Origin of the sequence: Streptomyces sp. NPDC047108, assembly GCF_040643575.1 — a bacterium.
Lineage (GTDB): Bacteria > Actinomycetota > Actinomycetes > Streptomycetales > Streptomycetaceae > Streptomyces.
The window spans coordinates 442,415-461,262 of sequence record NZ_JBEYUP010000001.1 but is presented as its reverse complement, the minus strand read 5'-3'; the positions used below and the strand labels follow the sequence as shown (position 1 = coordinate 461,262).

The following is an 18,848-nucleotide window of genomic DNA, read 5'->3' as shown; positions in this document are numbered from 1 at the left end:
CCGCAGCGCGGGCAGCTCCTCGACGCCGGGCAAAGGCCGCGGTGCCGTACCCGGAGTCGAGGAGCTGCCTCAGCAGTGCGTCAGCGGTTGATCGCCTGGACCTCTTGCACGACGACGTTCTGAGTCGTGCCGAAGGTGCCGTCGGGAAGGTCGCCGCCGGCGCCGTCTGTCTCCGTCCATGCGATCTTCCAGGTCACCGTGGCCCGGAACTCGTACGGCTCACCGTGCGAGGCCCGCAGGTACGTCAGCCCGCATGGGGGAGTCTTGTCGCCGGAACCCTTTGTGTACGGGGCGCCGATGCTCCCGTTCTTGCCGATCTCGCACGAGCCGGAGGACGGGTGCAGGTCTGCGTCCTGCGTGCCCGGGTCGATCTTCAGCGATACCGGGGTCGCGGTCGTGGTCGCCGAGATGTCGAGTTCGGGCAGCGAGGCCGTCACGGATACGGGCTTGAAGTTCGCCTTGTCCAGCCACGTCCAGGTCGGCAGGTTCACCGTCTGCTCGGTCTTCGGGGACAGTTCGACCTCGGTGTCAGGCACGCGGATCTTCGCGTAGGCGAGTTCGGCAAGCACCTCGGGTGTGACCGCATCCTCCACTTGTGGCGGCCGGCCGTTGTCGACCCAGAAGGCGGACTTCGTGCAGGCGAAGATGTCCCCACCTTCCTCGTAGGGCAGCGCGGCGCGGTCCCACCACATGCCCTTGCCCTTCTTGGCGAGGTTGAAGTTCTTGTACGGGTGGCCCTCGACGTAGCGATCCTCGAAGCGCTCGATCGCTTGGCCGAGTCCGCTCGTGTGCGGCAGCCGCTCCGTTTTTCCGTGCTCCTTCTTGAGCTGGTCCGGCGTGTACTTGGGCTCGTACCAGCACGGTGGAGGAGTCCAGTTGGAGGAATTCACCGTCAGGGGTCCGCTTGAAGGTTTGCTGGAGTTCTTGGACACGTCGAAGCGGATCTTGGACGCGATCGTGTTGCCCTTCTTCTCCCCGCTGGCCTTCGGCGATCCGACCGAACCACCGCCGGGGCCCGCCGCATGGGCGATGCCTGGGGCGATGAGCAGAGCAGTTCCTGCGATTGCCACCGCGATACCTGCCCGCATGCCGGCGGTCACCCCTTGCACTGCTGTGCTCCCCTCTCGGAAGTGATCGCGGTTGTCTGCCAGACACCCCGCTTGTTGCGCTCCAAGCTGGTGTCGTAGAAGACGTGCGAGCCCTTTTCTGCAGGAGTCTTGTCGAGCTTCCCCGACTTGCGGAACTTGCCGAACCACTTGCTTTCGTCGCTGCAATAGGTCAGTCGGGCAGAGCCGTCCTCACGGAAGGTGACATCGCGCTTGTAGAAGCGGATCGTTCCCGCCACGGAGTAGCCGTCGTCGACCACGGACTTGATCCAGTCACCGGAACTGATGGCAGCATCGCCTGTGGCGTAGAAGTACACCGGCTTGTAGTTGGAGTCGCCCTTGATGATTGCGGCGTCGATGGCCCGTACGAGCTGTTCGTTGTCCGCGAGGACCGCGTCCTTCTTCGCGTCGCCCGTCTTGCGTCCCTCGAAGATCTGGATGTCGTCGTCAGGGAGCGTGATCTTGGGCCGCTTCGCATCGCTTGGTGCCGAAGCGGTCGGTGCGGTCGCGCTCTCCTTCTCCGCTCCGGCGATCTTGTCGTCCTTGGGCTTGCTGTCCTCGCTGCCGCCGCAGCCGCTGAGAAGGACCGCCGCGCAGGCGGCGAGCGCCGTGGCGGCGGTGAGATGGCGGGCTGTCACGTTGCTGCTCCTGAGTCGTGGGGAGACGAGACCGAAATCCGTGGGGTGTCTGCGGAACTACCGTATGAGGTGGGTCTGACAACGGGCTGTGACCGTGATCGCATTGAGAGCAAGCCCTCACCCCGTGTTTCCGAACGGCACTGGGGCCTCCGGCGCTTGGGGAGCGGAAGCGTTTTCTCCGGCGCACCTCTGAGCCGATCCAAGGAGTGATCGGCGGTGCGGCGCTGGGGAGTTCACTCCCGAGGAGTTGACACCCGGGCGCTCGCCGACACCCGGGAGCCCGGCCTCCCGCCGCTCCCTCACATCACCGTCGTCACCGTGAACGACTCCCCGCTCCCCAGGTGCAGCAGCCCCTTCCCCGGGGCCACCGGGTCGCCGACCATCTGGCGGGTCGTGCGGATGCCGATCAGGTCGCCGCTGGACGAGTCCTGCGGCGACAGCAGCACGCCGCGCCGCGCCTTCTTCGCCTCGACCTGCCAGCCGCGGAAGCCCGAGCAGACCTCCTCCTCGTCGCCACCGAGCACCAGGCCCAGGCCGTTGTCGCCGCCGCGTGTGAGGATCTTCTTCAGCTCCTCGCCCGCGTCGCAGTCGTCCAGCATCTCGCCGTCGTCGATCAGCACCACGATCGGTGCCTCGCGGCTCGCCGTGCTCAGGGCCTCGGACATCTCGTCCTCCTCGATGTCCTCGCCCGTGAACACCGTCACCACGCCGTCCTGGCCGGCGAGTTCGCGCAGCGGGGACGGCCGCGGGGCGGCGATCACCACGCGCGTGCCCTGGGCGAGGAAGGAGCGCGCCAGGTTCAGCAGCACCGTCGAGCGGCCCGATTTCGCCGGGCCGGCGACGACGAACGCCGGGATGCCCTGCGCCAAGTCCGGCCCGAACGCGGTGAGTTCGTCGCCACCGACACCCACCACGCCCCACATCGGCGAGTTCGACGTCTCGAGGTCCCGCAGCTCCCACGCGTCCTGGAACGAGATCCGGCTCGGCAGGACGTCGACCCGGAACGGCTGCCGCGAGCGCGGCAGTCCCGCGTCCCGGGCCGCCGCGGCCTCGCCGATCGCGGCCACCGCCGTCGCCTGGCCCTGCCCGGACTCGTCCGCCGACAGCAGTGCGAACTGCGTCTCGGTGCCCGACTCGTTGCGGAACGCGCGGCCCGGCGGGATCTCCTCGGGCACCTTCCGCGCGTTGACGCCGATCATCGAGAAGTCGGAGCGGTCCGCGAGCCGCAGCGCGTACTTGTCCTCGGTGAGCGTGGCGATGCGGCCCAGCAGGAGCTGACGGTCACCGGTGATGACCGCGTGCAGGCCGACGCTCGCGCCCTCCCGCATGATGGCCATCAACTCGTCCGTCAGCTCGCCGTGCCCGATCTCGCCGAGCGTCGGCAGCCAGCCCTCCCAGCGGTCGAGGAACAGCACGATGTGCGGCAGCCGCTGGTCCTCCGCGACCGCCGCCCGCTGCTCCCCGATGTCGGCGAAACCGTCGGCGGCCAGCAGTTCCTGACGGCGCGTGAGTTCACCGGCGAGACGCGCGATCAGTCGCGTCGCCCGCTCCGTCTGCGAACGGCCCACGACCGCCCCGCAGTGCGGGAGCCGGGTCAGCGCGTTGAGGGCGCCGTTGCCGCAGTCGATGCCGTAGAGGTGCACGTCCGCGACCGAATGCGTACGGGCCAGCGAGCCCGCGATCGTCCGCAGCACCTGCGAGCGGCCGCTGCGCGGCGCGCCGCCGATCATCAGGTGGCCGAAGGTCGCGAAGTCGATCGCGACCGGGCGGCGCGCCTGGTCGGCGGGCAGGTCCTCGATGCCGTACGGGGCCGGGGGCAGCGCGCCCGTTCCCCGTACCGCCGGGATGTCCTCCAGCAGGAGGGTGGTGTCCAGGGCGGGGAGCCACGGGCTGTGCTGGGCCGGGATGCCCAGGCGGGTGTTGGCCTCGATGACGGCGTCGACGAGGACCTTGAGGTCGGTGATCTCCTCCTCCTCGCGGGCGGCGGCCTTGGGCCGCTTCAGCGAGGCCCGCCCCAGGTCCTGCCACTCCAGACGCCCGGACCAGGGCGCCTCGGTCTGCGGGTCCGCGGCACCGGGGCGGCGGCCACCGACGCGGCCGGACTGGAAGGGGACGAGCGAGGCGTGGCCGAGTCGTACGTACGCCCGGCCCGGCGTGGACTTGGAGATGTGGCCGGCGTCGGGGGCGTCGATGACGTCCGTCGACTCGCTGCCGTCGGTCACGCGCAGCGCGATACGCAGGTTGGTGTTGGCGCGGATCTCGGGCGAGACCACACCGCTCGGGCGCTGCGTGGCCAGCAGCAGGTGGATGCCGAGCGAACGGCCTCGCTGCGCGATGTTGACCAGGCCGGTGACGAAGTCGGGCAGGTCGCGGACCATGGACGCGAACTCGTCGATGACGATGAGGAGCCGGGGGAGCGGCTGGTTCGCCGGGTCGCGCCGCACCAGGTCCTGGTAGTCCTCGATGTCCTTGGCGCCGACGTCGGCGAGGATGTGCTCGCGCCGCTTCAGCTCGGCGCCCAGCGACTCCAGGGCCCGTTCGACGAGATGGGCGTCGAGGTCGGTCACCATGCCGACGGTGTGCGGCAGTTGGACACAGTCCTTGAACGCCGAGCCGCCCTTGTAGTCGACCAATACGAACGTCATGTTCTGCGGCGTGTTGGAGACGGCGAGCGCGGCGACGATCGTCTGCAGCAGCTCCGACTTACCGGAACCGGTCGTCCCCGCGATGAGGCCGTGCGGGCCGTCCCGCCGGATGTCGATGCCGAACGGGCCGTCGTACGACTCGCCGATCACCGCCATCGTCGACTGGCCGCCCAACTGCCAGCGGGCCGCGACCGCTTCGCTGCTCGGCGGCTCCATCTCGATGACGTCCAGCAGGCGGCTGGAGCCGGGCAGTCCCGCGTCCTCGGTCTCGCCGCTGATGTCACGCAGCGGGGACAACGACCGGGCCAGACGCCCGCACCAGGCGGGCGAGACGAAGTCGGGCCGCACGTTCTTCACCGTCTCGGCGCTCGTCTGCTCCACGCGCAGCCGAAGGTGCGGCTCGGCGAGCGCCTGCTCGGCCTGACCCGGCATGCCGGCGGCACCGGGGTGCCAGGCCTGGAACGACGGGAAGCCGCCCGGCTGCGCCGCGTGGCCCGCCTGGGCGGTCTCGGCGAGGGCGTCCGCCTCCGCGGGGTCGACCGGCCGGGGTTCGGCGATGACGAACGCCTGGCACTCGCCGGGCAGGAAGCGCTCCTCGTCGTCGAGGCACACCGCGTACATCGCGACGGACGGGCCCTCGCGCAGCAGCCGTACGACGCCGGGCATCGAACGGAGGCGGCGTGAGCCGTCCCAGATCACGACGATGTCGGGGTCGGAGAACGAGGCGGTGCGGCCCCCGGACTCCTTGGCCGCCTTCTGGCGGGCGTCGAGGAGCTGGGTCAGTTCGCCGACGCGGGCGGCGACGGTCTCGGCGTCCGTACCGATCAGGGCGTTGGCGTCCTGTCCGCTGCCCGGCCGGGCGTGCGGCAGCCAGCGCATCCAGTCCCAACTGTCCCGCGCCGCGCCTTCGGTGAGGACATAGAACTGGATGTCAATGGGGCTGTGCAGCGCCGCGATCTGGGCGACGGCCCAGCGTCCCAGCGCGCGGGCGGCGTCCCCGGGGCCGGCGAGGCCGACGACGCCGAGCGTGCGCAGCGGCAGCGCGACGGGGCAGTCCTCGATCTTCCAGGTGACCTCGCGGCGGTGGTCGTCCTGCTCGGGGTCGTCGAGCACGACCTCGGACGGGATCTGGCCGGTGCCCACGCGCAGGAGCAGGTGGTCGCGGTCGGTGCGCCGCCGCTCCCACAGACGGGTGCGGGGGCCGGTGCCCAGCGTCAGGACGGTGGCCGGGTCCGGCATGGCCGTCCGGCGGTCGAGCCGCTCGGCGACCAGCGCGTCCTGGGCGTCCTTCTCGATGCGGGCCTTGTGCTCCTTGTACTCCGCCACCTGCTTGGCATGCGACTTGCGCCCGTGCTTCTTGTCCATGAAGTAGTTGGCGAAGAGCATGATGGGGCTCATCACGGCCATGATCAGGTAGTACCAGCGGTCCATGAGCATCGCCATGGTCACCGCGGCCACCAGGGGCATGAACGCCATCAGCCAGGGCAGCGGGCGCGCTTCGTGCTCACGGGGCGGGCCGGGCAGCCGGAAGCGGGTCGTACGGTCCGGCGGGCGCAGGCGCGGAGGGCGGTTGTAGTCGAGGCCGGCGCCGTCGTCCGACCACTTGAGCGCGGCGTTGGGCGGGGCGTAGCGGACGATCTCCAGCAGGGTGTTGCCGACGCCTATCTGGCCGCCCAGGGGCCAGTCCGCCTTGCCGTCCTCCAGCTCCTTGCCGTCCAGGGTCAGCTTGGGCGCGTCCTTGGAGGCGCGGCCCGCGCGGGAACCGGTCCTGGCGGGCTGCGCGACCTGGCAGGTGCCGTCGGCGGCGACCGACAGGACGAGGGCGCGGTCGTCCAGTTCGGGGTCGCTGACGCGGATGTAGGCGGAGGAGCCGCGGCCGATCTCGTACCGGCCGATGCCGAGGCGGTGGACGGACCCGGCCTCGGGGCCGCCGACGACGCGCAGCTCGACCAGACCGCCGGGCTCACCGGGCAGGCACCCGGCCGGGTCGTTGAGGCTGACGACGGCGCCCTCGCGGAGCGGGGAGCCGGCGACGGTGAGGGAGGGGTCGAGGGCGTACCCGTCGACGTACACCAGCGGCAGTCCGGCCGCGGCGCTCTGGCGGCCGGCGGTGTCCCGCTGGCTCTGGAGCGGGATGATCTGCGCGCCGCCACCGCCGGCGGGCCCGCTCGCGCCCAGCTGCTGGGCGAGTTCACGCGCCACATCGCCGATCTGCGCCTCGGGATCGGCGTCGAGCACGACATCGGCGCCGGCGCCGCCGAGCGGGTCGACGACGGTCAGAGTCAGGCGCACGAGCGACCTCCTCGAGTCCTCCGAGGCTCCCCCGTACGCGAACCTCCTTGTCCGGCGACGATATCCGGACCACGGGCCGCATGGACAACGGGTCCTATCGGACTTGTCCCGCCGGAAAGGGCCCAAGCACGCGGAACCACGGCTGCGTTGGCGGTGTCCTCACCCGTAAGCTGCCTTACCGAGCGGACCATCACACATCCGCATCATGAGAAGCACGGTGGCCACGGGGGTCTGCCCTGCGGCACGTTTGATACGAGAAGGGGAGCCATATGGGCAAGGGCGATGTGAATCTCACTTACCAGGACATGGAGGATGCTGCCGACAAGATTCGGAAGCACCGCGAGGCCATCGACAAGGACCTCAAGGCCGCCGAGAAGTACGTGAAGAAGCTCATCAACGACGGCTTCGTCACGGAAAAGGCGTCGAAGCAGTTCGACCAGTCCTACGAGGAGTTCACGAAGGGCGCCACCGACACCATCGAGGGTATGGACGGTATGGCCCAGTTCCTGGACAAGGCCGCCGAGGCCTTCCGCAACCTCGACTCCGAGCTCGAGCGCGGTCTCAAGAAGTAGGGCGCGGGCCTTTCGGGGCCTTCGGGGGCTTCGGGGGCTTTCCGGTGACGGATCTCCGCGGGATCTCCTGCGATCGCGGGATCTCCGTCGATCTCCGTCGATCTCCGTCGATCTCCGTCGATCTCCGCGGTCCGTACGGGCGTTCCGTTCGTGAATCTTCTGTGCCCGCTCTCCGGTGCGGAGCACGGATTCCGGTACGGGTATCGGTACGGGTCCGGGACCGCTTCCCGCGGTTTCTTCGGGGGGATTTCCCAGGGCCTTGTGGTCACTTCGGCCTTCGTGGCCTCATGCGTCGAGCGGGCCCGGTGCCGCGGCTGAGCCGTGGTGCCGGGCCCGCGGCATGCGTGCGGCGGTCCTTTGGCCACCGGGGGCATGGGCGTCACGACCGTCACTTCCCGCAGGCGTGTGCCGACGGGGCTCGGTCCGACTCCGGCCCTGATCCGTCGCCGTCAGGTCAGACGGACGAGGAGCGGGCCCGTCCGCTGCGGCGCTGCGCGCGGGACCTGGTGCGGACGACGCGCTGCCGGCGTGCGGTGACGACCCGACCGGCCGGACGATCGGCGGCACGGGCGGCGGCACGGGCCTCGAGCCGCTCGCGCCGTCTCCGCAGAGCGACGGGAAGGCGCCAGGCCGTCAGCGCGGCCGGCGGCGCCCAGACGATGAGGAGGGCGCCGGGGAGGGGAATGCCGGATCCGCTGGTGCTGAGCACGATTCCGGCGACGGTGCCGTACGCGCCGCCCGCGTAGAGCGCCAGAGGCGCGCTCTTCTCGACGGCGTCCGACGTCGTCGTGCCGGACCGCGGGGGCGCGCCTGCCGCGTTCCGCGAACAGCTCTACGGTGTCGCGGCCGAACGCGTACGCCAGGTGCAGCGCCGTGACACCGAGGGACACCCCCACGGTGAAGACGAGTGCCCGGTACCTGAAGCCGCTCAAGTCGGGTGAATACGCCCCGAGAAGGCTGCCGGCACCGAGGGCGACGAGAGCCCCGATGCCTGCGAGCCCCGAGACGAGTGCCAGCGCGGCGTGGAGCAGGACTCTGTACCACCGGGGGCCGCGGAGCAGAGGGTCCATGCTCATGAACGAAGCCCTCCGGCCTGTGCCCGTGCGGTCGACGTCATGGGCGCGCGAACTGCCCGGCGTATTCCCGGACGTGGAAGGGCCGGGTCACTTGTTCGCGGCGGTCGGGGCGTTCTGACCGCTGCCGCCCTTGCCGTCGCCGCCGCCGTCCTTGCCGCCGTCGCCGACCTTGACGGAGCCGCCGCCCTTGCCGCTGCCGATCTGCTTCTCGCCCTTCTTGGTGTTCTTGTTGAGTTCCTTCTCGAGGTCGTGGTCGACCTTGCGCACCTCGCGGACGACGGCGTCGGCCATGTCGGCGAGACCGCTCAACTGCTGGTCGATGTCCTCGCGCCCGTCCTCCCAGCCGGACTCGAATTCCTCGAGCTTGTCGACGACTCCACCGTCCCCGATGTCCTCGCGGTAGTCGTCGAACATCTTCTTCGTCCCGTTCATCCGGGACTTGATCGACCTCAGCTTTCCGCCGAAGCCCTCCAGCTCGCTCAGCGGAATCGCGAAATCGGGCTTCTTCCCACCCATGTCGAATGCCTCCCCCGGCGGTTGTCATCCACCTACGGCCCAACTCCACAACATTACGCGAGGAGTTGAGCCTCCGCAGTGATGCCCGTTACGCGAAGCGGAAAGTCGAGGTGACGGCGTCGAAGATGTCGAAGAACGAGTCGGCGAGGTCGAGCACCTGACTGCTTCCGGCCACGAGCGCCACCTTGCCCTCCTGGCCGGGCACGGGAATGAACGTCTGCATCAGAACGGCGCGTACGGTGCGGTTGTCCGGCGGGATCTCGATGTCCTCGATCCCGTGGGTACGGGCGGCGACGCCCACCTCGGGGATGTCGACGGTCGTGACCTTCCGCCACGCGTCGCCCTCCCGCTTGGCGATCCGCGGCTTCAACTGCGCGACGATGGCCGCGGGATCGGTCGGCAGGATGGTCCCGTCGGACGTCCGTGCGCCCACGAGCGACACGGTGACGGACGCCGTGATCGGCACCTCGCCGCCGAAGCTCTCCGCCATGCAGCCGCAGTAGACGGCACCGGACTCCCACGCCTCGCGCGCCGACCGCTGAAGAAAGGCGACCAGCACGTCGCGGTGCTCGGCCATCTCGGGCACGGCGCGGATGCGCTCGTTGACCATCTTCCGGATGCTGTCGTCCCGCGACTCGGGCCGAACGTCGAACTCCCACCAGGAGTCGGGCACGCTGATGCGGAAACCCCCGCGCTCAACGGTCTGCGGCTCGACATACCGGCTCATGCTCACGCTCCCCGTCCATTCGCTACATGCCCGACTGCCGGCAAGCCTACGATCTTTCACGATGGGCCGGGGACACGAGTAGGTCGTGTACTGGTGAGGGATGCCGAGGACCAGCTTGTGGTGGTCCAACCTCCGTGGTGTCTCTACGAATTCCTCGCTGCCATGACGCAGAACCGACGCGGAACAAAAGCTATGGTTCGCCCGACCTCGCCCGGACTACCCGCTCTTGTCCAAAGGTTCGCGTTGGCGAAAGCGCCTACCCCATAGATAGTGTCAGTCCGCCCAGAACAACACGCCTCGCCCTACCGGGAGTCGCCAGTGAACCGCCGCTCTCTGTCCGTTGCTGCCGCACTCGCCGCGACCGCGACCCTCCTGTTGACGGCCTGTGGTGGCGGCGACGATGGATCGCCGGACAGAATCGAGGGCGCAGACAAAAAGGCGTCATCCAGTCCGAGCCCGGATGCCCCGAGCGGTGCCGGGCGCCCCGAGATCAAGTTGCCGAAGTCGTTCGAGATGAGCTTCGAGGACTGGACGGACGGTGACCCCAAGAAGCAGGCCGTTCTGAATGACGGCAAGGAGCGGCTTCGTGGTGTCCATGCGGCCATCATCGATAACGATCCGCAAGCGGAATACCTGAGGTTCTACAGCAGTGACGTAGCTGCGGAGACGTCCCGTACCTACATCAAGGGGTACACCGACAAGGACCTCACTCTCATCGGCAAGGCGCGTATCTCCGACCCCGAAGTCACACTCCTCGACAAGAAGCGCGCCACGCTCTTCTACTGCGTGGATGAGGGCAAGGGGTACACGAAGGACCGCAAGACCGGTGATGTCGAGGGGACTCCCAAGAACGTCAACCCACACGTGCACTACGTGACGAGCCTGCAGAAGAGCGCGCACGGAGTGTGGAAGACGCGATCGGTGGAGGCGAAGCGAGGGGGGTGCTGACAATGAGGGTAATGCGTCGAGCGTCGCTGGTGTCAGTCGCGACCGCAGCTGTCCTTGCGCTCTCAACTCAGTCGGCCCTGGCGTACGGCGAGGGGGACAGCGTGGAAGGCGGCGCCGACAACCAAGAAGTCGCGGCGGCCGTCACTCATTCACAGATCAAGATCTCACACGAAGGCGGCGGCGGAACCGGCAAGAAGGGCAACCTGGCCCCCATCGGCACCAACTGGAAGCCGCCGGCCTGTTGGTACGAGCCTCTTCTCACACCCAAGCAGCTCAAGCGCGCGGTCGAAGAAGACAAGATCGACGATGTGGGTATCCACGAGTCCTGGTCCAATGGAATCTTCGTCGACCACTACAAGGAAGGCGAAGCGACCGAAAACTTCGACGAGGCCAACACCACCGCTCCGGGATACAAGAACTACAACCTCGGCAAGGACGGCTACTTCTGGCGCAGCGTCGCTCCCGATGAGAACGAGCCCAAGTCGTGGGACTGCGGGCGCATCATGTTCTGGCAGGATGCCGGGACCATTCCTGATGACGAGCACGCGCCCACCCCCGAGGTGCTTGCCTCGTACGCGTACGACAAGATTCGCGTGCCCGACACCGAGGTCGAGCTGAATCCCGAGGGCAAGTCGACCGTCAACCTGCCCACGTGGGTCTGGCTGGACAAGGGAACGTTCAAGGACGTCAAGGTCCGTGCCGAATTGCCCAACACCGGGCTGTGGGCCGAGACGACCGCCAAGCCCGTCAGTCTGAACCTGGACCCCGGGACCGAGGACGCCGAACTGCATCCCGCTTCCGGTGAGTGCAGGATCAACGACGACGGCAGCATCGGGACGCCGTACACCAAGGGCGAGGGCAAGGAGACCCCGCCCTGCGGGATCACGTACCTGCGTGCCAGTGACGAGCCGTACAAGCTCAACGCTTCCGTGACGTGGGAGATCTCCTGGGAGGGCTCGGGCGGGGCCAATGGAGATCTGCCGGACGGTACGTTCGAGACCGATCAGGACATGACCGTCCAGGAAGTCCAGGCGATCAACCGCTGAAGGTTCGGCGAAGGCCGCGTTGGGTGCTCGCCCTATTCGGCGAGCAGCCATCTGCGAGCACGCGCGGACACATCGCACCATGGGAGCCGGGGCCGAATGAACCGGCCCCGGTTCCTGTGGCGTTCATTCCGCGCCTCAATGATTCGGCGCATCGACCCTTTCGCCCCCGCATGACCGACAGGTCGCGTCTGTGGCCGATGTGTGGCCGAAAACATTCCCGTAGAGTGGCTCGCCCAGCGGCCGCGCCCCCCACCGCGCCAGGCGGCCACTGCTCCATGGATCGCATCTACGGGCCGCTCGCTGAGCGGTGCGGAGGCTACTCATGACACGTCGGCCGGACGACTCAGCAGAGGCCGCCCGCGCAGGCATACGCCGCCGGGGCAGGGGCTTCGGGTTGCTCACGCCCCAGGACTGGTTCCGCATCCCGCTGCAGCCGCCCGAGCGGCGCGAGGCGTCCGTGAAGGCCCTCATCGAGCGGCAGTTCAAGGGCATCGACGACCAGCCCGTCCTGCGGCGCGAGGCCGAGGAGACCCTGCGCGGCGTCGCGGAGGCCGGGGTCGAGAAGGGCGGGGTCGTCCTCTACCTCTCCTTCATGGATGTGGGCGGCGTGCCGCTGTCCGCCTCCCTCCTGGTGTCCGTCGTGCCCGAGCGCTTCCGGGCGCTCGACACCGTCGCCGCCCTCGCCAGGGAGGGCCTGGGCGAGGTGGAGCCCGTGAAGCTCTCCGCGGGGCCCGCCGCACGGCGCCGGCGTACCGAGCGGAGCAGGGAATCGCGGCGCATGGGAACGGAGTTCGCCGATACCGTCGTCGAGTACTTCGTGCCCGTTCCGGACCGCGACGAGACACTGATGCTCACCTTCAGCACGCCGCTGGAGCCGATCGCGGACGCCATGGCCGAGCTGTTCGACGCCGTGGCGGGGACGCTCCGCTGGCCGCACGACGATCGGCACGAAGGCGGCGGCGAAGCCGACGGCCGGAGCAACGGCCAGAGCCGGCGTGAGGACGAGGACGAGCACGGGCAGGACGGCGGGGCGGACGGCCGGAACGGCGATCGCCACGACGGACGGAAGAACGACGAGACGAACGGGGGAACGGCGTGGGCGAGAAGCTGAAAGTCAACACCGAGGACTTGCGCACGGCAGGCGGTGGACTCCGCACCGTGGCCACGGAGTTCGAGGGACTCGACAAGCTCATGGAGACGTACGACCGCCGCACCGTGGGCCACGACCTGCTCCAGGAGCGCCTTCAGGACTTCTCCGACGGCTGGAACGACAATCGCACCAAGATGATCGAGGAGATCAAGGGCCTCGGTGAGGTGGCGGAGAAGGCCGGCGAGGCGTACGAGGAGATCGACACCGAGCTCATGAAGGCTCTGCTCGGCGAGGGCAAGGGCGACAAGGGCAAGAACGGCAAGGGGAAGGGCGGGGACAAGTGAGCAGGCCCGCCGACTGGAAATGGGAGCCGCTGGGCGAGAGCTCCGACCCCGTACCCGGAGACGTCTACGACCTCAAGTCGCTGTCCACGCGCTTCACCAAGACCGCCGAGACCATCTCCAAGTCCGCCGCCGCTCTGCGGCGTATCGGTGACCTCAAGAGCTGGGACTCCGACGCGGGCAAGGAGTTCGCCGAGAAGGCGAAGGAGACCGCCGACACCGTCAGCAAGGCGCACAAGCGCTACGACGAGGCGGGCAAGGCGCTCAAGGACTACTACACCGATCTCGAGGAGATCCAGCGCGAGGCCGACCGGCTGCTCGAGCAGGCAGAGACGGCGGCGGGCGACGTCTCGGCCGCCCAGCGGAAGGCGGACAACCCGCCGAAGGACACGGACGACAAGGGCCAGAAGGACCTCGACGACAAGGTCGAGACGGCCCAGGGCCACCTGGACGACCTGCGGTCCCAGCTCGGCAAGCTGAAGACGCGGCACGGCAGCGCCGGCAAGAAGGCCGCCGACCGGATCCATGAGGTGACCGAGAACGACGACCTCAACGACTCCTGGCTCGACGAGCTGCGTGACGCCCTCAACGCCATCGCCAACGTGGCGGGGGTGATCGCCGCGGTCTGCGGCATCCTTGCGCTCCTCGTCGGCTGGATCCCCGTCATCGGCCAGGCCCTGGCGGGCATCCTCGGCACGATCGCGCTCGTGGCCACGGCCGTCTCCCTCGTCTGCCATCTGCTGCTGTACATCAACGGGGACGCCGAGTGGACCGACGTCGCGATGGACGTCCTGGGCCTTGCCACCTTCGGCATCGGGCGCGTCTTCTCCAGCGCGTCCAAGCTGGCCGCGACCCTGGGCCGCAGCCGGGTGTGGGACGCGGCCAACCGCTTCGTACGGACGACGGCGCCGCAACTGAACTCGGCGCACCGCCGGATGCGCGTGGTCGAGATGGTGGGCAGGCGCGCGGGAGCGCGCAGTTGGGACGCCGCCACCCCGAACGTGTCGTTCGGTGCGGCGTTCCGCGGGCTGCCCGGCAGCTTCGCGGACGACCTCGCCACGGTGCGCGGCAACTGGCGGTCCCTCGGCAACTTCGGCGAGAACTTCGGGGCGGCCAGGGACGCGTGGCGGACCGGCGGGATGCGGGGCCTGGGCAGCATGTACGCGGGGCCGGGCATGGTCGACGAGGTCGGCAGGATGCAGGCCATCGGCCCGACCGTCCTCAACGACATCGGGACGCCGAACGCGTTCCGGCAGGCGACGGTCTTCAGCGGACTGTCCATGGGCGCGATGGGCGTCGGCGCGGGCTCGGACACCTACAGCTCGGTCAACGCCGGTTCGGACATCTCGGGCTCGTTCGTCGATGAGTTCCTGCTGGGCCGGTCGGGTCTCGACGTGACGGGCCCGGACGCGTCGCTGGCCGGGAGGTGACGACCCGGATGGACACCTCAGGGCCGGCCGGGCCGGCCAGGGCGGCGGCCGGGGCGGCCGTACCCTCCGTACCCGCCGGATCCGGCACGCTCGACGGCACCGGCTGGGAGACCTGCACGGTCTCCCTCCCGGAACCGGACAACTGGATCGTGCTGGACCTGGCAGCCGAACAGCCCGGCGCGTGGGCGCTGGAGGAGGCGCGCGAGCGGCTCGGTGCGAGCGCCGAGCCCGCGTGGCTCCAGGCGTACGCCGACGACCTGACCGTGGCCGCCGACGCCGCGCGGGGCCGCCATGCCCTGTCCGCAGCCGTGTTCGCGCCGGGGGGAGGGCCGATCCTGGCCTTCCTGTCGCTGCGCGAGCTGAGCGTTCCGGAGGAGTCCTGGCGGGTCGAGGCGTTGCGGGCGGAGGCCGCGGCCTCCGACGGGCCCTACTTCCAGCCGCCGGAGCTGACAGAGGTCGCCCTGCCGCTCGGACCGGCGCTGCGGGTGCACCGACTGGAGCCCTCGGACCCCGGGAGCGACGCGGCGGGTGTGGTCGAGGGCGTCGCGCACTACGTCCTGCCGGGTGAGGCTCCGGGGACCGTACTCGAGCTGCTGATGACCTGGAGCAGCCCGGCGCTGGGCGAAGTGCTCGCCACGATGGCCGACGCGGTGGCGGCGTCAGCCCGTCTTTCTTGAGGGGGCCCCCGGCTGCGTCGTGCGACCGGCCGGTGGGGCGTGCGTCGTCCGACCGGCCGGTGGGGCGCCCCTCTGCGCGTCGCCGTCCTCGCACCGCGGGGGCGCGCGGCACCGGCCGGCCTGCGGGTCAGCCCTGCTTGCGCGAACGGGGCAGTGCGCCGCGGAGGCCGCCGAGGCCGATGCGATCCCACGGCACGAGGGCCAGCGGGATCCAGCTGAAGCCGACGGCGAAGACCGCGACGGTGCCGGTGAGGGGGGCGGGCAGCAGCCGGCCGAGCTGGGCGACGATCAGGGACACCAGGCCGACGTAGACGGCGAAACCGAGGAAGCCGAGGATCTGAACCGCGGCCGCGGAAGGGCTCGTTCGTTCCTCCGTCGCCGACCCCTTGACCGCTTTGATCAGGGTCAGAGGGACGAACAGCCCTACGACCCCGCCCATGGCGAGGGCGCCGATCGCCGTCGCCATGCGTCCGTCCTCCGGCACGACGGACGACAAGGGAGACTCGTGCGTCAGCTTCCCCATGACGGCCAGCGCCCCGATGGCCGACACGGTGATGAGCGCGAGGATCACCACGACCGCCAGAGCGAACCCGGCCTTCCCCAGGGGCGTGGAGCCTTCGGCACGGGCGCTCGGGGTGGGGCGTTGCGTCGCCATGGTGGTTCCTCTGCGTCGGGGCGGCGGGGCCCGCCTGCGTCGGGGCGGCGGGTCCGCCGAAGAATAGCCTCAGCGGGGCTCCTGCCCAAGGGACCGTTCCCGGGACCGTCTCCGGCTCAGGGAACCCGTACGGCGTTGGCCAGGCGAGGCCGGGCCGACTCCGGTGACGATCTGCCGGACCATCCGCCGGGCCGTCGGTCAGCGGCTCGGCGCTCGATCGGCTTCGCCTTCCCGTTGCCGCTGCGGCAGCGGCAACGAGAAGTGGAACCACCCGCTGAGCCGGGTCCGCCTCGACAACTGGACCAGCACGGCGACAACGATCGGCACCGAGACCAGCCCCACCGGTGCGGGAGGCAGGAACCAGCCGAGCTGCGCGGCACTCAGCGCCACAGCGAAGATCAACGCGCTGAGACGTGCCAGGCGCGCCGCGTTGAGGAGGAGGTCCCGGCGCTGATCCCGCCGCGACGGTTTCACCTCGGCGGCCCCACACAGGGCTAGGGCGAACGACGCGCCCAATGCTGCGCCCCAGCCCGCGCCCGGCCAGAACATCGCGTACGCACCGTTCTTCGGCACGGTCAGCACGGCACTGATCATTCCGCCGAACAAGCCGGCCATGCCCAGCACACCGAGCGCCACCATGGTGATCTGGTCCCTGAGGGGTTCGGCCGTATCCCTGCCTTCCGCCTGCGGCCGTACGAAGACGGCTCCGGAGCACGCGTACACGGCCGGAACGCCGAGCACCAAGGTGAGCGCCGCGCCGAACAGGCCGCCGCTCTTGCCCCTTCCGCCGTGCGCCGGGAACGCGTCGGCCACGTACCACGCGGCGACGGCCACGAGCAGGCCGATGGCCCAGTACAGGACGAGGAGGGCCCAGCCCGTGCCGATCCGCGCGCGTCGGTAGCGTGCCACCGCCGTCTGCAGCAGGCCGGCGAGAGGCAGGGTGATCAGATACCAGCCGAGGATGATGCCTTCGAGTGCCCGGCCGCGGTCGGACACGGCCTCGAAGATGGCCGGGGAAGCCCCGAGACCGAACGATTCAGGGGTGTTGGCGACGAGAGCCGTCAGCACGAGTCCACCGACGGCTGCAATGGTGGCGGCGACACGGCGCAGCAGGGTGCCGTGCGGGGCGGTCGTCCCGGCGGTGCCCTTGCTCAGCCGCGTGCCGTACGTCCTGGACGCGGCGCGCCCCACCAGGTACTGACGTACGGCCCACAGCACCAGGGCGGCCAGTCCCGTGAGGGACAGTGCGCCGAAGATCCCCAGGAACACACCAGGAACGAAATCGCCGGAGAAGGGGCCGGGCAGGGCGTCCTCCTCGACCGGGTCGGGCGCGGACACCGGTTCGTACGGGACAGAACCGGGTGGTCCGGACGGGGCCTTGGCGAGGTACGCCACCAGCTTGTCCAGACGCTCGGCCAGTCTCGGGTCGTCCGCCGGGGCGTCGTAGTCGGGGCCGGTGATGCTGTCGGGGACGGACTCCAGATAGTCGGTGTCCAGCCGCGCCCCGTAGTTGGCGAGTTCGATGTCGCCCTCGACCGGGTCGGCGATCACGTAGAGGCCGTCCCGCCCCAGGGTCTCGTGCAGATCACGGGCGAAGAGGAGGCTGTCACCGGCCGACTCGTCCTCGTAGGCCGAGGGAACCGCGGCCAGGTGCACGGGAACGTCGAGCGCTTCGATGCGAGCGCGCAGCGCGGAGCGCTCGCGGGGTTCGAAGGGGTCAGGGCTCTCGGGGTCGGTGTAGACCGGTGCGCTACGCAGCCCCTCGGCGACCCGGTCGAGGCGCGAGGCCATGCCGTGGCCTTGGGCGGGGCGCTGTCGGTCGACGTGGTGTCGTCGAACCGCGAGTGCGCGGCCAGGGCGAGGAGGACGGCTGCGAGAGCGGCAACGGTCAACAGCACGGAGGGGAACCGGCCGCTTCCGGAACCGGACCGTGCGGGAGAGTCCGGCGTCGCATCACCGCGTGTGCGAAGTCCGCTGCTCATGCGCGGTCTTCCCTCCCCGGCACGGGGAGCGTCCGGCGCCAGTGCCGTAGGTACGGGACGAGGGTCAGGAGCAGTACCGGGACTCCGGCCACGGCGACGCCCGTGAGGAGGCTCTGGTTCTCCCGGTCGGTCGGGGACGGGTGGAGCGGCTCGGGTTCCCGTCCCGACGCGTGATCGAACTCGACCCGCGCTGTCTTGTAACGCTGGTGGGCCTGACCGGAGTTGACGATCTCGACGAAACGCCGGAAGCTGCGCTGGGCGCTCGCGTCGGAGGGCAGCTCGTAGCCGACGGCGTATGCGGCGTCCCGCACCTCCCGAGCGGAGTGAGCGACGCCGTAGGGCCGTGCCGCGCCCACGCTGGTCTCGTCGAGCAGCACGTACACGCCGTCCCGGCCGAGGCGTGTGTGCACGGCGTCCAGCAGCGCTTCCTGAGTGCCCCGGACCGTACCGCTCGGCAGGGCCAGGACGAAGGCGGGCACATCGAGTCGCTTCGCCGTCTCCGCGATGGCCGGGGCGGAGGAGCGGGGCAGTTCGCGGGGCATCTGGTCGCTGACGTAAACGGAATTTCGTCCGAGTTGCCGGGCGAAATAGGCCACCTGGGAGGCGTCCGGTCCGGAGGTGTCCGCGGCGGCCGTACCGGAGTTCGCCCGTACGGAGAAGGTCGCCGCTATGAGGGCGGCGGCGGCCAGAGCGGTTCGAGTTCGTATCGGTCTCCGGACCCTCACATTGCCCCCGTGAACGTGTTGTGGCGTCAAGCGATCGTCAGAGGATCATGGCATGGGCGCGAATGTCGATTCCTGTCCCCGGTTTGCGTTCTGATAACGACCTTGCGCCGGTTGTCCACAGACGGTGACTCGCCTTGAGGCGCTTATGTGCTGCTGATACGGTGCGATGACTTGACAGCCTCACTCCGCTGTGTAATTCGCGCCGGGTGAGGCTGGTTTGGCGTAGATGCCCGAATGTTGTCGGAGTTACGGGGACGGGTGACGTGAAGGTCCAGGAGCGTGCGGGGGCGGGGAGTCACAGGGCTTCCGGAGCCGGTCAGCCGGTGGGGGACAGGCTTCCCACGGCGCCCCGTGAGCGCAAGCCGGCGCTTGCCGCACTTGC

15 protein-coding genes and 1 pseudogene are annotated in these 18,848 nt (G+C 69.6%); 7 read left to right on the top strand and 9 right to left on the bottom strand.

The features are described 5' to 3' along the window. Window positions 1-80: 80 nt before the first annotated feature. The 3 genes from ABZ822_RS02005 to ABZ822_RS01995 all read right to left on the bottom strand — a co-directional run bounded on the left by ABZ822_RS02005 (window position 81) and on the right by ABZ822_RS01995 (window position 6,681). Window positions 81-1,070 (bottom strand): hypothetical protein, encoded by a 990-nt coding sequence (locus ABZ822_RS02005; RefSeq protein ID WP_360845753.1) that lies wholly within the window; start codon window positions 1,068-1,070, stop codon window positions 81-83. A 26-nt stretch (window positions 1,071-1,096) separates the two neighbouring features. Next, entirely contained in the window at window positions 1,097-1,744 is a 648-nt protein-coding gene (locus ABZ822_RS02000; protein WP_360845751.1) for a hypothetical protein, read from the bottom strand. A 299-nt stretch (window positions 1,745-2,043) separates the two neighbouring features. Next, window positions 2,044-6,681 (bottom strand): FtsK/SpoIIIE domain-containing protein, encoded by a 4,638-nt coding sequence (locus tag ABZ822_RS01995; protein ID WP_360845749.1) that lies wholly within the window; start codon window positions 6,679-6,681, stop codon window positions 2,044-2,046. Window positions 6,682-6,950: 269 nt separating this feature from the next. Here ABZ822_RS01995 and ABZ822_RS01990 point away from each other — a divergent pair, with 269 nt between their 5' ends. Continuing rightward, window positions 6,951-7,253, top strand: coding sequence for a WXG100 family type VII secretion target (locus tag ABZ822_RS01990; protein ID WP_360845747.1), 303 nt, complete (start codon window positions 6,951-6,953; stop codon window positions 7,251-7,253). Window positions 7,254-7,707: 454 nt separating this feature from the next. On the opposite strand, the gene ABZ822_RS01985 is transcribed toward ABZ822_RS01990, so the two are convergent. From ABZ822_RS01985 to ABZ822_RS01975, 3 genes and pseudogenes are all read right to left on the bottom strand, one after another. Continuing rightward, window positions 7,708-7,962, bottom strand: a complete 255-nt coding sequence (locus tag ABZ822_RS01985; protein WP_360845745.1) for a hypothetical protein — start codon at window positions 7,960-7,962, stop codon at window positions 7,708-7,710. 556 nt (window positions 7,963-8,518) lie between these two features. Beyond that, a pseudogene (locus tag ABZ822_RS01980) lies at window positions 8,519-8,845 on the bottom strand (hypothetical protein); the annotation flags it as partial. Between the two features lie 88 nt (window positions 8,846-8,933). Then, window positions 8,934-9,572, bottom strand: a complete 639-nt coding sequence (locus ABZ822_RS01975) for a hypothetical protein (protein ID WP_360845743.1) — start codon at window positions 9,570-9,572, stop codon at window positions 8,934-8,936. A gap of 318 nt (window positions 9,573-9,890) precedes the next feature. On the opposite strand from ABZ822_RS01975, the gene ABZ822_RS01970 reads away from it, so the two are divergent. The 6 genes from ABZ822_RS01970 to ABZ822_RS01945 all read left to right on the top strand — a co-directional run bounded on the left by ABZ822_RS01970 (window position 9,891) and on the right by ABZ822_RS01945 (window position 15,104). Further along, window positions 9,891-10,520 (top strand): hypothetical protein, encoded by a 630-nt coding sequence (locus tag ABZ822_RS01970; protein WP_360845741.1) that lies wholly within the window; start codon window positions 9,891-9,893, stop codon window positions 10,518-10,520. An 11-nt stretch (window positions 10,521-10,531) separates the two neighbouring features. Then, entirely contained in the window at window positions 10,532-11,566 is a 1,035-nt protein-coding gene (locus tag ABZ822_RS01965; protein WP_360845739.1) for a hypothetical protein, read from the top strand. A gap of 322 nt (window positions 11,567-11,888) precedes the next feature. Beyond that, a complete protein-coding gene (locus ABZ822_RS01960) occupies window positions 11,889-12,677 on the top strand; it encodes a hypothetical protein (RefSeq protein WP_360845737.1) in 789 nt (262 codons plus the stop codon). After that, complete coding sequence (locus ABZ822_RS01955; protein ID WP_360845735.1) at window positions 12,662-13,000, top strand: hypothetical protein; 339 nt, start codon at window positions 12,662-12,664, stop codon at window positions 12,998-13,000. Before ABZ822_RS01960 ends, ABZ822_RS01955 begins: the two co-directional genes overlap by 16 nt. Beyond that, on the top strand, window positions 12,997-14,427 hold the full coding sequence (locus ABZ822_RS01950; RefSeq protein WP_360845734.1) for a hypothetical protein: 1,431 nt from the start codon (window positions 12,997-12,999) through the stop codon (window positions 14,425-14,427). Before ABZ822_RS01955 ends, ABZ822_RS01950 begins: the two co-directional genes overlap by 4 nt. A gap of 8 nt (window positions 14,428-14,435) precedes the next feature. Next, a complete protein-coding gene (locus ABZ822_RS01945; RefSeq protein ID WP_360845732.1) occupies window positions 14,436-15,104 on the top strand; it encodes a hypothetical protein in 669 nt (222 codons plus the stop codon). Window positions 15,105-15,231: 127 nt separating this feature from the next. Here the strand turns inward: ABZ822_RS01945 and ABZ822_RS01940 are convergent, their stop codons facing one another. The 3 genes from ABZ822_RS01940 to ABZ822_RS01930 all read right to left on the bottom strand — a co-directional run bounded on the left by ABZ822_RS01940 (window position 15,232) and on the right by ABZ822_RS01930 (window position 18,466). Then, complete coding sequence (locus ABZ822_RS01940) at window positions 15,232-15,759, bottom strand: hypothetical protein (RefSeq protein WP_360845730.1); 528 nt, start codon at window positions 15,757-15,759, stop codon at window positions 15,232-15,234. A 198-nt stretch (window positions 15,760-15,957) separates the two neighbouring features. Further along, window positions 15,958-17,550: a hypothetical protein gene (locus tag ABZ822_RS01935; protein ID WP_360845728.1), complete on the bottom strand. Its 1,593-nt coding sequence runs from the start codon at window positions 17,548-17,550 to the stop codon at window positions 15,958-15,960. Between the two features lie 187 nt (window positions 17,551-17,737). Further along, complete coding sequence (locus ABZ822_RS01930) at window positions 17,738-18,466, bottom strand: hypothetical protein (RefSeq protein WP_360845726.1); 729 nt, start codon at window positions 18,464-18,466, stop codon at window positions 17,738-17,740. Between the last annotated feature and the right edge of the window lie 382 nt (window positions 18,467-18,848).

Excerpts from the sequence above, each read along its gene's own strand:
- ABZ822_RS01940 (WP_360845730.1), bottom strand. The coding sequence starts at position 15,759 with ATGGCGACGCAACGCCCCACCCCGAGCGCCCGTGCCGAAGGCTCCACG.
- ABZ822_RS01960 (WP_360845737.1), top strand. The coding sequence starts at position 11,889 with ATGACACGTCGGCCGGACGACTCAGCAGAGGCCGCCCGCGCAGGCATA.
- ABZ822_RS01945 (WP_360845732.1), top strand. The coding sequence starts at position 14,436 with ATGGACACCTCAGGGCCGGCCGGGCCGGCCAGGGCGGCGGCCGGGGCG.
- ABZ822_RS01965 (WP_360845739.1), top strand. The coding sequence starts at position 10,532 with ATGCGTCGAGCGTCGCTGGTGTCAGTCGCGACCGCAGCTGTCCTTGCG.
- ABZ822_RS01935 (WP_360845728.1), bottom strand. The coding sequence starts at position 17,550 with ATGGCCTCGCGCCTCGACCGGGTCGCCGAGGGGCTGCGTAGCGCACCG.
- ABZ822_RS01975 (WP_360845743.1), bottom strand. The coding sequence starts at position 9,572 with ATGAGCCGGTATGTCGAGCCGCAGACCGTTGAGCGCGGGGGTTTCCGC.
- ABZ822_RS01990 (WP_360845747.1), top strand. The coding sequence starts at position 6,951 with ATGGGCAAGGGCGATGTGAATCTCACTTACCAGGACATGGAGGATGCT.